Genomic DNA, 14,788 nt, shown 5'->3' on the forward strand with positions numbered 1-14,788 from the left:
AATTATTTTCGGGCAAACAAAAAACATGAAGCTCTTCTATAGTTTTACACTTGCCCTAATATTTTTGGCTACGGCTACATTTGCACAGAAAGCCGACACCATCAATGCCATAAACAATAAACTGCTTACCGGTAATTTGAAAGAAGGAAAGAACGTATACCTCGTGTATTTTACCGATAGCGCTTTTAATTTCACAACTTCAGGAGATATATGGGAACGTACTATTACATTCACCACAAAGGATAACCAGCCGATGGTTCAGTTCGACTGGAAGTGGTACCATAATGATTCACTGCAAAGAAATATCACCAATATCTGCAACAGGCAAACGCTTGCGCCGGTATTTCATAAAGGTGTTTATAAAACAGGGACCGTTGCCTATGATTTTAAAGACAGCTTCATGATCCCCAGCGATACCTTTCAAAATAATGCAGCCATTAAAAGGCCAAAGGTGCCCTTAACTATTCCTGTTATCAGTTGGGAACAGGACATGGAAACATACACCTTGTTACCCATTAAAAAAGTAGGACAGATCTTTGATATTGCTTTTTTTGACCCCAATGAAAAATCAACTTCTTATAAACGCTATGTAGTAGCAGGAAAAGAAGACCTGCAATTAAACAGCAATACGAAAGTAAAGTGCTGGTTGCTGAAGCATGAATTTCCAACCGGCTATTCAATATTCTGGCTAACTGAAAAGTCGAAAGAGTTTGTAAAACTGAAAGATTATTTCAACGGACGATACAGGTTTAAAGTAAAGCTGTATTAGATCAAAAATCATCACATCAATGAAGGCCGCTCTGTGATTTCATGGTATTTGATCACATCATCGGCATAATAATGTACAACCATACTTTTACGGGTGAGCGCAGCATTACGAATGGGAGCGCCCCCGTGAATCAGGTTGGCGTGCCAGATGAGCACATCGCCTTTGCGGGCAAGCAGCTCTTCTTTTTGAAGATGATGTTTAACAATAAGCTCTTCAACCATGTCTTCATAATCAGGATAATCATTTTTGCCAAGCGACAAAAACGAACTGTCTTTATTCCATTCGTTATTTAACAGGTAAGGTAATTTATGACTGCCGGGATAATAAAACAGCGGGCCGCTGTCGGGATGCACATCTTCGAGGGCGATCCAGATCGCGATCAGGTAACCCAGCGGATAAGTGGTCATGTGCACACTGTCGCTATGCGCCCGTTGGCCGCTGCCGTTTAAAAAATTGATCGTTTGAAACGGTACCATTTTTTTGCCGAGCAAAAAATCGAGCAGTTGCAGCAATCCGGCATCTTTGGTAATGCTGCGGATGAGCGATGATTTTTTGTTGGCAAACATCAGCTTGTTATTATTCAGGAAATGCATTTTACCGCTGCCGGTAAGGTTGCTGATTTCATCATTAATGGCATCGCAGGTTTCGGCCGAAAAGTATTGTTCAAGCGTTATATAACCGTTGGCGCTCCATTGCACAATTTTTTGTTGTATGGCCGGTGAAAATGCTGAAAATGCCTGTTTTTGCGGCGCCAGAATAGCCGAATCGCCGGTATCGAGCCAGGCGCGTGATTCTTTATCGGGAAAATCTTTACTGGAAATGGAAGCAACAAGAGGCTTATGAATATGGTATTTTTCATATGCCCTTTTATTATGCAGCAGTTGTTTATAATGAAGAATATTGTATACCCAGTGCGCGGGCTTAAAATGCCTTAAATTCATAACAGCTGATATTACCAGTTAGGTGATAAAAATACTATTTATAAACAATGTTAAATGAATAAAATATTTCAAGTCAATCTGCTATATGTTTTTTGCGGCCCGGCAACAGGATAACAACAACTTCTCCGGCACGAAAATGGTATAATAAACCCGCCGACTCAATGAAACATATTGCTCATGAAAAAACTGATCCTTTTCACTATCGGATTAATTCCTGTAGCGTATTCGATAGCGCAAAACGATGAGCCGGATAATACCATATTGCAGCAAATCCGGCACGAGGGTTTTAACAACTCGCAGGTAATGGATATTGCCTTTTATCTCACCGAGGTAAGCGGCCCCCGCTTAAACAATTCGCCCGGTTTTAGAAGGGCAGCCAACTACACAAAAAATAAATTAACCGAATGGGGATTGGAAAATGCCCGGCTTGAACCCTGGGGCGACTGGGGTAAAAGCTGGGAACTGAAACGCTGCTATGTGGCCATGACCGCTCCTTATTATAAACCAATAATAGCTTTTCCGAAAAGCTGGACTTCGGGCACCAATGGCTTTCAACAGGCCGATATTGTTGTATTATCGGCAGGCGATGCAAAAGACCTTGACCATTATAAAGGAAGGCTCGAAGGCAAAGTGATTTTGCTGCCGCGCCTTGATTCGCTTGAACCAGCTTACGTTGCCGATGCCAGCCGGTACAGCGATGAAGAACTGAAAGAAATGGCTGACTGGAAACCCGAAACAAACCAGGCAAATAAGTCGGATAAATCAAATCAGTCATATCAGTCAGCGAAAGGATTTTCTCCTTCAGCCGAAGATCACCATTTCGCCCCGCCGGTTGGCGGGGGCAGGGGCGGTTTGCTTACCTATAACCGGCTGAAAGAATTTGCAAGGGAACAGGGCGCTGTGGCTATTTTAAGCACCAGCGTGCACGGACGCGATGGTACTTTATTTGTGCAGGGAGGCGGTGCCTGGATGGCCAATGCTGCAGAAAACTTTCCTGATATTATGCTGGCCTTTGAAGATTATATGATGCTGCAGCGGCTGGCACAACACCACATTCCGGTAAAGCTTGAAATGGATGTTAAAACAAAATTTGCGACCGACGATCTGAAAGGTTACAATGTAATTGCCGATATAAAAGGTTCTGATCCAAAACTTCAACATGAACTGGTGATCATCGGCGCACATCTCGATTCATGGCATGCATCGGTTGGCGCTACCGATAACGCCGCCGGCTGTGCGGTAATGATGGAAGTAATGCGCATTTTAAAAACTTTGAAAATCAAACCACGCCGAACCATTCGCATTGCCTTATGGGGTGGGGAAGAGCAGGGACTCATCGGTTCAAAAAATTATGTGCGGCAACATTTTACCGATACGTCAACGCAGCGGTATAATGCTGCAGGCGATAAAGTTTCGGTTTATTTTAATCTTGATAACGGCACCGGAAAGATCAGGGGTATTTACCTGCAGGGCAACGCAGCCGTTCAACCGGTGTTTACCAAATGGCTGGCGCCGTTTAAAGACCTTGGCGCCGGCACCATAACCATGCAGCGCACAGGCGGCACCGATCACCTGAGCTTTGAAGCCATCGGGTTACCGGCCTTTCAGTTCATTCAGGACGATATTGAATACGATACCCGCACACACCACAGCAATATGGATTCGTACGATCACCTGCAGCCCGGTGACCTGAAACAGGCGGCTGTTATTATCGCTTCGTTTGTATATAATGCAGCGCAACGAAATGAAAAAATACCGAGGAAACAATAGGCAATTGGCAACAGGCAATAAGCAAAAAGTAATTTGTTGATGGTTTGCTTCCTGCATCTTTATTTATTTGTCAATTGCCAATTGCATATTGTCTATTGCTTCGGTACATACCTGAATCGTACAGTAGCGCTTTTCTGTTCACTGCTTGACAAATGCAGCTGATAGCGCTTTCGCCCGGCAGTTATAACCATCAGCGAGGTATTGGGCGGAATACGGCCGAGATTATCGGCATACATCATCAGTTCGTAATCGGTATCGGGAAACACATTTACATCGAGGGAAAGCGGTTTATCGGTGAGTCGTTTTTTATACAACAGCAGGGTATTGTTCAAAAAAACGGTAACCGTATCATCGTCAATTTCGGCATTATCATATATTTCAATATGAATGAACGATGTATCGATGGGCACTGTTTGCACCAGTTCCTTCTGGCGGTTTTGCAAACGAAGATTTTTCTGCAGCGAAGCAAGCGTATCGTTCTGGTATACATCAACCGGAAAACTGGCTTTAGCCTGACGGGCCAGTGTAATTTTTCCCGGCTGGCAATTGTGGTTATTGCCCATTTCATGCCCTTTCCATTCGCCCAGTAAAGTTTCGGAAGTGCCGTTCTTCGTTAAGGTAAGATCGTAAGTCTTTATACAGGGCACACAATTATCCGGCACATTGTATTGCAGTACGGCATTTTCAATGATCACCATCCGTTTGGTAAGCGGATTGAATTTTCCGGTGAAATTTATTTTGGTATACCTGTCTTTATCATAGCTGTAGGCATTGCCGATAAAGGAATTGTTATTCATGTAAATGATGTGCAACTCCAGCGAATATTCGGGAAAACAGCCTCCGGCATTTTGAGTGCGTTTACCTGCCCATATCCCCGTTAAAGGTTGTGCATCCGACAAAAAATGAAAAAACAGCAGTGCAGGAATCAGTACAAAACGCATGCATTATTTTAGTTGAATATACCAAACTTAGCAGGAACAACCCGTGCATAGATTGTTTGATGGCTATATGGTTTGATGGTTGGGTTGCCGAACTCATTAACTGTTAAATATTCGTTGAGTTCACGAATTACAGAGTGCCCAACAATCAAACAATTGAACAATCAAACCATCTATTTCTCGTATTTAAACACTACCACTGCATTCTTTTGCTCGGTAGAAGTAATGCGCACCTCGTACTCTTTGCTACCGGCTTTTACAACCATCAGCGAAGTATTCGGAGGAATTGCGCCCAGATTTTCGGCCACCATCACCAGCTCGTGATAGTTGTTGTCGTCATCGAGGTGTATTTTAAGGGGGATAGCCTTTTCGGTAAGCATTTTTTTCGAGAGCACCAGTTTTTTATCGAGATAAACCGAAATGGTATCGCCATCAACAGTACCATTGTCGTAAATATCTATCTGCACTTCATTTACATTGGTGGTAATGGTTTTTACCAGTGCGTTTTCGCGGCTCAGCAATACCTGGGGAGTAGGTATGGTTGTGATAGGATGATTCGGTTTTATTTCAACTTTCTTTGCCGTATCGGTTGCAACGATCTTTACATCGGGTTTAGACTTTGTATCAACATTTTTTGTAACGGGAGGTTTGGCCGTAATCGGCTTTTTAACCGGCGTAGTTGTTTTTGGAGTAATTGTTTTGGCAATCACCGGCTTTTTGGTAGCAGTATCTTTTTTAATAACCGGCTTCTCCGCTTCTTTTTGCTTTTCTTTTTCACGTTTTACCAAAAATGGTTCTTCATAAAAGTCTGATGTGGTTACCTTACGTAAAAAAACAGTGCCTTTTCCGCAATTAGACGAATCTTTGATGTTTTTGCTGGTGTAAGTTCCTTCAAGAAATTCTTCCCCGTCTTCTTTCGAATATTTCAGGGACAGGGCCATTATACAGGCGCCGCCGGCATCAGACATACGAACTTCAACGATCTTTAATTCGTCGAGCTTTACCTGATTGGTAGCAGGGTCTACGGCACCCTTGCAGGTTGCTTTGCCATAAAAAACAGTGGAAAGATAAGAGTAGGTAACGCCCTTAAATTCTTTACTTTTCTGATCTAACTGTATTTCGAATTTATATCGGTTGGCGCCGGTAAAAAAGTCCATTGGGCGGCTGTTCATTGCAGGTGCTTGTCTGAAATTGCCTCTCCATATTCCGGTCAGGTCCTGCGCCTGCACACAAAAGCTGCACCCCAATAGCGCAAAAAGTAAACATAATTTCATCTGATCGCTTAATTTTTATCAGTTTCCCCCGCAATTCAATTGGCATTTTAACTGGCCAGCTATTCATCAGAGGTGTAAAACCGTGTACATCAACTGGCAAATTACTTAATTATTAGTTTTTTACGACACATATCGTAAATGGTGGTCTGCAAATTGTTCGTTAAATTTGCGGTTCTTCCGGAAATACAATGCGCAGGTAAAGAAAATACCTGCAATTTTAAAACCTTCATTGTATAACCGGTAACTAAAAAAGGCAGTGACAAAAATGATTAAAATTACTTTCCCGGATGGAAATGTACGCGAGTACAACGAAGGCTCCACTGGTTTGGATATAGCGAAGTCGATCAGTGAAGGCCTTGCAAGAAAAGTATTGGCAGCCAAAGTGAACGGACAGGTTTGGGATGCCACCCGCCCCATTTACAACGATGCTACGCTTAACTTATTAACCTGGGACGACAAAGATGGTAAATCTACCTTCTGGCACTCTTCGGCGCACCTGATGGCTGAAGCGGTTGAAAGTTTGTACCCCGGGGTGAAATTCTGGGTTGGTCCGGCTACTGATAATCCGCCCGGTTTTTATTATGATATGGACCTGGGCGATCGCAAGCTTACTGAAGAAGACCTGGCAGCACTCGAAAAGAAGATGAACGAGCTGGCCAAACAAAATAACAGCTATGTGCGTAAAGAAATGCCCAAGGCCGAGGCCATTAAATATTTTACCGAAAAAGGCGACGAATATAAACTCGATCTGCTGAATAACCTGACAGACGGAGAGATCACTTTTTATACCCAGGGTAATTTTACCGATCTGTGCCGTGGGCCGCACCTTCCTTCCACTGCATCTATAAAGGCCGTTAAACTAATGAATATCGCCGGCGCTTACTGGAAAGGCGATTCAAACAATAAGCAGCTTACCCGCCTGTACGGTGTAACCTTCCCTTCGCAAAAGGAGCTGGATGCTTACCTCGAGTTGCTGGAAGAAGCTAAAAAACGCGATCACCGTAAACTCGGAAAAGAACTGGGAATTTTCACCATGGATGATGATGTAGGTCCCGGTTTGCCTTTATGGATGCCCAACGGAACCATTATTATTGAAGAGCTGGAAAGACTGGCCAAGGAAACCGAGCAGGCTGCAGGCTACAAAAGGGTAGTTACGCCCCATATTGCCAAAGAAAGCATGTACCTCACCAGCGGTCACCTGCCTTATTACCAGGACAGCATGTTCCCGCCGATGGAACTGGATGGCCAGAAGTACTACCTGAAAGCCATGAACTGTCCGCACCACCATAAAATTTTCGGTGCAGAGTCAAGAAGCTACAAAGAGCTGCCGCTACGGCTGGCTGAATATGGCACCTGTTATCGTTACGAACAAAGTGGTGAATTATTCGGACTTATGCGTGTACGTTGTTTACATATGAACGATGCGCATATTTATTGCACCCGCGAGCAGTTTGCCGATGAGTTCAGGGCGGTAAATGAAATGTACCAGAAATACTTTAAAATATTCGGTATTGAAAAATATGTAATGCGGCTGTCGTTGCACGAACCGACCAAACTGGGACAGAAGTATGTTAACGAACCGGAGTTATGGAAGGAAACCGAAGAAATGGTAAGACAGGTGCTGATAGAATCGAATATACCTTATGTAGAGATTCCGGACGAAGCCGCTTTTTATGGCCCCAAGATCGATGTGCAGATATGGAGCGTGATCGGCCGTGAATTTACCCTGGCTACCAACCAGGTAGATTTTGCCCAGGGCCGCCGGTTCAAACTGGAATACACCAATAAAGACAATACAGCCGAAACTCCTTTGATCATTCACCGGGCCCCGCTGGGTACCCACGAACGGTTTATAGGATTTTTATTGGAACACTATGCCGGTAAGTTTCCGCTGTGGCTGGCGCCGGTTCAGGTGAAGATATTACCGATCAGCGACAAGTTTTTACCCTACGCAAATACAGTTTTGGAATCGCTGAAAAATGCGGATATTCGTGCAGAAGTCGATGACCGCAACGAAAAAATAGGTAAAAAGATACGTGACACCGAACTGATGAAAGTGCCTTACATGCTGGTTGTAGGTGAAAAAGAGGTGAATGAAAACAAGGTGGCTATACGCCGGCAAGGTAAGGGCGATGTGGGCACAAAAGGCGTAGAGGAGTTTTTACAGGAGGCAAAAGCAGAAATTAAAGAAAGAAGAGGAGAATAAAATTGAGATAATTTCATAACTTAGAAACCCGGAACCTTTTTTGGAGTACTGAACTTTGAAAAAGGTTTTAGATCGAAATAATAGCAGTACCCGAAACTATATTCAGAATTTAAATTAAATCAAAACCATTCCAGCCCAGGCTGGATACTCAAAACACAATTGTTAATTAAAAGTTTTAAATGGCATTTCCACCGCGACCACCGAGAGGTAATTTCAATCCCCGATTCAGAAAAGAACAACAGCAGGAACATCGCACCAATAACATGATACGCGTACCCCAGGTACGTTTGGTTGGCGATAATGTAGAAGTTGGCGTATATCCTATACAGGAAGCGCTGCGCATGGCGCAGGATCAACAGCTTGACCTGGTAGAGATATCACCGCAGGCAGATCCCCCGGTTTGTAAAATCATCGACTATAATAAATTCCTGTACGAAAAGAAGAAGAAGGAAAAAGAGATGAAGGCCAAAAGTAAAACGGCTGAAGTAAAAGAGATCCGTTTTACACCTGGCACTGATGATCACGACTTCGACTTCAAAGCCCGCCATGCTGAAAGCTTTTTAAAAGAAGGCAACAAAGTAAAGGCGTATGTACAGTTTAAAGGGCGCGCCATTATGTTTAAAGAAAGAGGCGAGCTGGTTTTATTAAAATTCGCTGAGCGTTTGGCCGAGGTAGGTCAGCCCGAAGGGTTGCCCAAACTCGAAGGCAAACGCATGCTGATGATCATTACGCCCAAAAGCGCCAAAAAGAAAAAAGAGGCTTAATACCTTCTTTAATAATAGTAACATTAAAAAGCATTTCAACTTGTTGGGATGCTTTTTTTGCTATGGGGGTTGGTTAATTTGAAAATTAGCCAATTTGAAAATTTGAAAATGAATAAAACGCTTGCTCCTATAAGGCGCAGTGTGCTAATTACTTAAATACCAAAACATTGCGTTTAACGCCGTGTACGCTATTTTCAAATTCGCACATTTTCAAATTTTCAAATTATTTCCCTACCTTTGCGCTCCATTTTACGTTTTATGGAAATCTGAACCCATAAAACAATATTGCCCACAAGGCCCAAAAAGTTCCCCGTCAGTTCGGGGGCGCCAGCAGGGTATCACAGAAAAAGGTATTTATAATGCCAAAGGTAAAAACCAACTCCAGTGCCAAGAAAAGATTTAAAATAACCGGCACCGGAAAGATCACGCACCAGAAGTCTTTCAAACGTCACATTCTTACCAAAAAATCAAATCGCCGTAAACGCGCACTCGGCCAGGATGGTGTGGTACATAAATCCAACGTGGATTTTGTAAAACGCCTGTTACGCCTGAAGTAAGATGTAGGTTGTAAGAACTGCCTTCATTTTCTAATTAATCAATTTTCAAATTTTCAAATTATCTAAGATATGCCACGTTCAGTAAACGCCGTAGCATCCCGGGCACGCCGCAAAAGGATTCTGAAAGCTGCCAAAGGTTATTACGGCAAACGTAAAAATGTTTATACCGTTGCGAAAAACGTAATGGAAAAAGGTCTGCAATATAAATATGTAGGCCGTAAACTGAAGAAGAGAGAATACCGGGCCCTGTGGATCGCCCGTATCAACGCTGCAGTGCGTGAAGAAGGTTTAACTTATTCTGAATTCATTCATAAACTGAATCAGAAAGGTATTACCCTGGATCGTAAAGTACTGGCCGACCTCGCTATGAACGAGCCTGAAACTTTTAAAAACCTGATCGCTTCTGTAAAATAAGCTTTGCAAAGCAACAATATATCGGAGCCCCGCACACAAAATGTGCGGGGCTCTTTTTTTGATAACAATTAATTAATGCAGGACGCAGAACGCTGAACGCATAATGCCAAACGCAATCCCATAGAGGGGAAAGATGCGTTGAGCGTTGAGCATTTGGCGTTCTGCAGGCCCATGGCAGAACGCATAAAGCCAAACGCAATCCCATACCGGGAAAAGATGCGTTAAGCGTTGAGCATTGAGCATTTGGCGTTCTGCAGGCGTTATGCGTTCTGCGTTTAGCGTCGTAATTTTTTTTATTTGAAAAATTGTTCAAACGATTACTTTTGCAATAATTTTTTTACGGTTTTAGGCAATTTTTATTACTGACCATTAAAATTCACTACCATCAGCAACCTGAACCAGTACATGAACAACTCGTACACCGACCTGGTGCAACAGACCTTTAATTTTCCCCAGGAAGGGTTCGATGTGAAAGACAGCTACCTCCAGTTCAATGGGCTCGACCTGAAAGCGCTTATCGACAAGTACGGCACGCCCATGAAGCTTACCTATTTGCCGAAGATTGGCATGCAGATCAAAAAGGCAAAAAAAATGTTCGCCAATGCCATTAAAAAGCACAAGTATGAGGGCGATTATAATTATTGCTACTGCACCAAAAGCTCGCACTTTTCTTTTGTAGTGGAAGAAGCGCTGAAGCATGATATACATCTTGAAACTTCCTACGCCTACGATATCGAGATCATCAAAAAACTGTATGATCGTAAGAAAATAACCAAAGACATGTTTATAATCTGCAACGGTTATAAACAAAAAAGCTATACCAGCCGCATTGCCAATTTGCTGAATAGCGGCTTTAAGAATGTGATTCCCATTCTCGATAACCGGGAAGAATTGCAGCACTATAAAAAGTCGGTAAAAGGCCCCTTTAAGCTCGGCATCAGGGTAGCGGCGGAAGAAGAACCAACTTTCCCGTTTTATACCTCCCGCCTGGGTTTCAGGGCAAGGGATGTGCTGGAATTTTACGTTGATAAAATTGAAGGCAACGAAGACCGCTTTCAGTTAAAAATGCTGCACATCTTTTTGAACAAAGGTATTAAGGACGACATCTATTACTGGAGCGAATTGAACAAAGTGATCAACCTGTATTGCCAGTTGAAAAAGATTTGTCCTGAGTTGGATTCTATCAATATCGGTGGCGGATTTCCTATTAAACACTCCCTCGGGTTCGAATACGATTACCAGTTCATGATCAATGAAATTGTAGGCAACATTAAAAAAGCCTGCAAGAAGAACAATGTGCCCATGCCGCATATTTTTACCGAATTCGGCAGCTATACGGTTGGCGAAAGCATGGCCCATATTTATAGCGTAATCGGCCAAAAAGTGCAGAACGACCGCGAAATCTGGTATATGATCGATTCATCTTTCATCACCACCTTACCCGATACCTGGGGTATTGGAGAAAAGTTCCTGATGATGCCGGTGAACAAGTGGGACCAGGAGTATCAGCGTGTGGTATTGGGAGGCATTACCTGCGACAGCCACGATTACTACGACTCCGAAGAACATATCAATGAGGTGTTTTTGCCAAAAGTGAATAACGGCGAGCCATTGTATGTAGGATTTTTTCATACAGGCGCCTACCAGGACCAGATCAGCGGCTATGGAGGCATTAAACACTGTCTTATTCCTTCACCCAAACATGTTATCGTGGGCCACGATAAGAATGGTAAACTTACCGATTGGGTATACGCCAAAGAGCAAACTGCGCAAAGTATGCTGAAGATTTTGGGATACTGAGCGTAGTCGAAGTATCATCCAAAAATCCTGAGCGAAGTCGAAGGATTGTTTGGAGCAATAGACAATAGGCAATGGGCAGTAGGCAATAGATAATTGGGAATGGTATTGACATTAATTCGGTGCCTGTAAAATCGGGGTTTATTCACCATTGACCATTGACTATTGACCATTCACAAAATGGCTGCTGCTGCCAGTAGTCCCATTAAAAGAACCAGTTGTGCAAAAGTGGATGCTTTCATCTGCATAGGATTTTTATTTTTGATGATTCAATAAAATTGCCGGAAAGCGTTAAACCACTTTAACATGAAACGAATTGCTATATTATTAACAATAGGTTTGGTTATAGCCTGTTCAATACAGGCGCAAACAACCGAAGATTCGGTAAAAGCTGCGGTAAACCGGTTGTTCGACGGTATGAAAAATGCCGATGCTGCTTTGCTGAAATCAGCCTTTGCCGATAGCGCCATTCTGCAAACCATTGCCCGCGATAAAGAAGGCAAATTTTATATCAGAAATGAAAAGCTGGCCGACTTCGCCGCTTTTGTAGGAAAACAAGATAATGGCTCTGCCGATGAGCGCATTGAATTTGAAACCATCCGCATCGATGGTCCTCTTGCCATTGTTTGGACACCCTATAAATTTTACTACAAAGGCCAGTTCAGCCACTGCGGCGTAAATTCATTCCAGCTCGTTCGCCTGAAAGGGGAGTGGAAGATTCAGTATATAATTGATACCAGACGAAAAGAATGTGCTAATTAGCTAATTTGCTAATGTGATAATGGGAACCCAATTAGCACATTAGCAAATTATCACATTAACTAATTATTTCTTAATTCGGTACTTCTTATTCACCTTGGGACTATTAAAATACTGGTTCAGCTCTTTTTCATTCATATCTGCGGTGATTTCGATGGGAATATCTACCAGCTGAACCTGTATCTGCTTCAGCTCATCTTTCAGCTTATTGGTTTTTTTGCTGATATCGGGGTCGCGTTCGCCCACCAGGGCATTATCGCTCACCATATACTCAAGTCGTTTAATAGCGGTGCGTATGCCCGAAGCCTGGTTTTGTTCTGTTACTTTTTGGGGAGCTACAGCTTCTTTAAAAGGAACCAGCGATACGCCTACACTGGGCATTACTTTGCCAATTTTTTGCTCATTGTCGCCTGCAGAAGATGATAAAATACTGCCGGTTAACGCCGTGGTAGAACCGGTAATATCGAAAGTGGTACGGGTTGTTTTAACACGCTTTACACCTTTATCCAATTGCAGGAAGGTGTATTTTAATCGCAGCACATAGCTCTCGATCAGTTTTACCGTTAATTTGTAATCTTCCAATGTTAATGGATAATTCAACGCATCACGCACAACAATCTTTACGGTTGCAGTATCACGTATCATGAATTTATTGGCGCCCACAAAACTCAGTATCAGCACCCTTTCTTTTCCGGGGTCGCTGTCTTTTACAAAATCAAACGGCGGCGACCATATAAAATCATCGTCGCATTTTTTTACCAGCGTGAAATTTTTCAAAGGCATATTGGCAAAAAAGGTGATGTTCTCAATTGGAAAACTACCATTCTCGCATTGCACTTTAAAAGCAACCGTATCACCTTCATCAACCGTTAGTGTTGAACTAACTGTTGGTTTAACTTTTGAAAGAATGATATCGGTATTGTAGAAGGCGATAAAAAATGAAGTATCAACATGATCGGCGGGATTATCAAGATTCTGAACGCCAACGCTTACCCGGTATTGATAATCGTATTTGAGTTTGCCCGACAGGAAATATGATTTTTCGCCTTTGAAAGTAAGCAAGCCATTATCCTTATTAATACGCAGGCCCACCGGCGGATTACGTAAGAACCAGTAATACCTCGATTGGTCTTTATTAATTTCTAATTTGTACGAAAGCGAAGAATCAACGTGTAAATTAAAATACGGGTTCAGATTTTTGATTCGAAGCGCCACTTCCGACGAATCGATAACAAATGGAAAAGTATCTATATGTTTTCGGGCATGTAGAGTAGAATCAACCGGTCGGTGATCCTGAGCATATGACCATACGCCTTGTGTAAGAATTAGTACGATCAAACCTATTGCCTTTCGGATACAGGAAGTTTGTTCTATCATGGGGGCCGAAGTTAGTGCAAAACATAAAAAAAACCATCCCGCGATCGCGGGATGGTCATCTAAACCAAAACCAACTGCTTATGAAACTAAAATTTTATAATTTCTTTTGGTATTACTGAACTTCTACATGTTTAGGGTTATCTTTCACCTGTTCCTTTTTAGGCAGGTACAGTTTCAGTACACCGTTCTCATATTTAGCCTGAATATTGTCGGTATTTACCTGTTCGCCCACAGTAAAAGTGCGCTTAAAGCTGCGTTTACTGAATTCACGGCGAACGGCTTTCAGATCTTCCTGCTTGTTTTCTTCCTTCTTTTCATAGCTGATAGAAAGCAGGCCTTTGTCGACATTCACTTTCAGGTCTTCCTTATTGATGCCCGGCACGCTTACTTCGAGGTGAAAGCCATCGGCAGCTTCATAAATATTAACCGGGGCAATGTTGATACCATTATAACCTTCGTTCCATAAAGAAGGAATGGTATTTAAGAAATCGTCAACTGCTGAATTAAATGAATTACGTACGGGATGATGAAGTCTAACTGTCATAGTTATTAATTTTTAATGTCTTTTTATTAATTTGTTTTCGGGTAATGAAATTTCAAATGGCGTACCATAGCAAAAAACACCCGGAAAAGCTGACGCTTATGCATAATTGCCTGCTTGCTATATGCCACAAGTGCAGTTCATCGTGTTTTTTCATGACATAAATTCCGATCGGGAATTGAAACGAACTTTTTCAGTAGTTTTGCGTTTCAAATAGTTTCAATTAAAAAATAGCAGAATGTATCCAACAGAAATAGTACTACCAATGAAAGAAGAGTTGACAGACAATGGCTTTCAGGAGCTGTTAACTTCCGATGATGTTGATAATCAATTAAAAGCACAGGGCACCACGCTTGTTATGATCAACTCGGTATGTGGTTGCTCGGCAGGTTCGGCCCGGCCCGGCGTATTAATGGCCGTTGCCAATGCAGCAAAAAAACCCGATCATTTAACGACCAGCTTTGCAGGGTACGATATTGACGCTGTAAAGAAGCTGCGTGAGCATTTATTGCCATATCCGCCTTCTTCACCGGCGATCGCCTTATTTAAAGATGGTCAGCTGGTGCATTTTATTGAGCGGCATATGATCGAAGGCCGTCCGGCACAACTGATTGCCCACAACCTGATTTCGGCTTTTCAGGAGTACTGCTAAAGAATTTCTGGCTGATTAATTCAGCTTTG

General features: G+C 42.6%; 14 protein-coding genes. 9 read left to right on the forward strand and 5 right to left on the reverse strand.

Annotated features, from left to right (window positions below; all coding sequences use genetic code 11):
- The first annotated feature begins 25 nt into the window (after nucleotides 1-25).
- Complete coding sequence (locus tag AC59IL_RS16050; RefSeq protein WP_496553177.1) at nucleotides 26-769, forward strand: hypothetical protein; 744 nt, start codon at nucleotides 26-28, stop codon at nucleotides 767-769.
- Nucleotides 770-780: 11 nt separating this feature from the next.
- Here the strand turns inward: AC59IL_RS16050 and AC59IL_RS16055 are convergent, their stop codons facing one another.
- On the reverse strand, nucleotides 781-1,710 hold the full coding sequence (locus AC59IL_RS16055) for a phytanoyl-CoA dioxygenase family protein (protein ID WP_496553178.1): 930 nt from the start codon (nucleotides 1,708-1,710) through the stop codon (nucleotides 781-783).
- Between the two features lie 177 nt (nucleotides 1,711-1,887).
- On the opposite strand from AC59IL_RS16055, the gene AC59IL_RS16060 reads away from it, so the two are divergent.
- A complete protein-coding gene (locus AC59IL_RS16060) occupies nucleotides 1,888-3,480 on the forward strand; it encodes a M20/M25/M40 family metallo-hydrolase (protein WP_496553179.1) in 1,593 nt (530 codons plus the stop codon).
- 92 nt (nucleotides 3,481-3,572) lie between these two features.
- On the opposite strand, the gene AC59IL_RS16065 is transcribed toward AC59IL_RS16060, so the two are convergent.
- Both AC59IL_RS16065 and AC59IL_RS16070 read right to left on the reverse strand, forming a co-directional pair.
- Nucleotides 3,573-4,421, reverse strand: a complete 849-nt coding sequence (locus AC59IL_RS16065; protein ID WP_496553180.1) for a hypothetical protein — start codon at nucleotides 4,419-4,421, stop codon at nucleotides 3,573-3,575.
- A 170-nt stretch (nucleotides 4,422-4,591) separates the two neighbouring features.
- The gene (locus tag AC59IL_RS16070) at nucleotides 4,592-5,692 is read right to left on the reverse strand and encodes a hypothetical protein (protein WP_496553181.1); all 1,101 of its coding nucleotides are present in this window, start codon (nucleotides 5,690-5,692) and stop codon (nucleotides 4,592-4,594) included.
- 265 nt (nucleotides 5,693-5,957) lie between these two features.
- Here AC59IL_RS16070 and thrS point away from each other — a divergent pair, with 265 nt between their 5' ends.
- The 6 genes from thrS (at nucleotide 5,958) to AC59IL_RS16100 (ending at nucleotide 12,192) form a co-directional block, all read left to right on the forward strand.
- Nucleotides 5,958-7,898, forward strand: a complete 1,941-nt coding sequence (gene thrS / locus AC59IL_RS16075; RefSeq protein WP_496553182.1) for a threonine--tRNA ligase — start codon at nucleotides 5,958-5,960, stop codon at nucleotides 7,896-7,898.
- 179 nt (nucleotides 7,899-8,077) lie between these two features.
- Entirely contained in the window at nucleotides 8,078-8,662 is a 585-nt protein-coding gene (infC, locus tag AC59IL_RS16080; protein WP_496553183.1) for a translation initiation factor IF-3, read from the forward strand.
- Between the two features lie 359 nt (nucleotides 8,663-9,021).
- Complete coding sequence (gene rpmI, locus AC59IL_RS16085; RefSeq protein WP_496553184.1) at nucleotides 9,022-9,219, forward strand: 50S ribosomal protein L35; 198 nt, start codon at nucleotides 9,022-9,024, stop codon at nucleotides 9,217-9,219.
- A gap of 69 nt (nucleotides 9,220-9,288) precedes the next feature.
- Nucleotides 9,289-9,633, forward strand: coding sequence for a 50S ribosomal protein L20 (rplT, locus tag AC59IL_RS16090; protein WP_496553185.1), 345 nt, complete (start codon nucleotides 9,289-9,291; stop codon nucleotides 9,631-9,633).
- 405 nt (nucleotides 9,634-10,038) lie between these two features.
- On the forward strand, nucleotides 10,039-11,433 hold the full coding sequence (locus AC59IL_RS16095) for a type III PLP-dependent enzyme domain-containing protein (RefSeq protein WP_496553186.1): 1,395 nt from the start codon (nucleotides 10,039-10,041) through the stop codon (nucleotides 11,431-11,433).
- Nucleotides 11,434-11,736: 303 nt separating this feature from the next.
- Nucleotides 11,737-12,192 (forward strand): nuclear transport factor 2 family protein, encoded by a 456-nt coding sequence (locus AC59IL_RS16100; RefSeq protein ID WP_496553187.1) that lies wholly within the window; start codon nucleotides 11,737-11,739, stop codon nucleotides 12,190-12,192.
- A gap of 63 nt (nucleotides 12,193-12,255) precedes the next feature.
- On the opposite strand, the gene AC59IL_RS16105 is transcribed toward AC59IL_RS16100, so the two are convergent.
- A complete protein-coding gene (locus AC59IL_RS16105) occupies nucleotides 12,256-13,566 on the reverse strand; it encodes a hypothetical protein (protein ID WP_496553188.1) in 1,311 nt (436 codons plus the stop codon).
- 112 nt (nucleotides 13,567-13,678) lie between these two features.
- Nucleotides 13,679-14,110, reverse strand: a complete 432-nt coding sequence (locus AC59IL_RS16110) for an Hsp20/alpha crystallin family protein (protein WP_496553189.1) — start codon at nucleotides 14,108-14,110, stop codon at nucleotides 13,679-13,681.
- A 235-nt stretch (nucleotides 14,111-14,345) separates the two neighbouring features.
- On the opposite strand from AC59IL_RS16110, the gene AC59IL_RS16115 reads away from it, so the two are divergent.
- Complete coding sequence (locus tag AC59IL_RS16115; RefSeq protein ID WP_496553190.1) at nucleotides 14,346-14,759, forward strand: BrxA/BrxB family bacilliredoxin; 414 nt, start codon at nucleotides 14,346-14,348, stop codon at nucleotides 14,757-14,759.
- Nucleotides 14,760-14,788 lie beyond the last annotated feature (29 nt).

The sequence above is a fragment of the Niastella sp. sgz303648 genome (assembly GCF_059587045.1).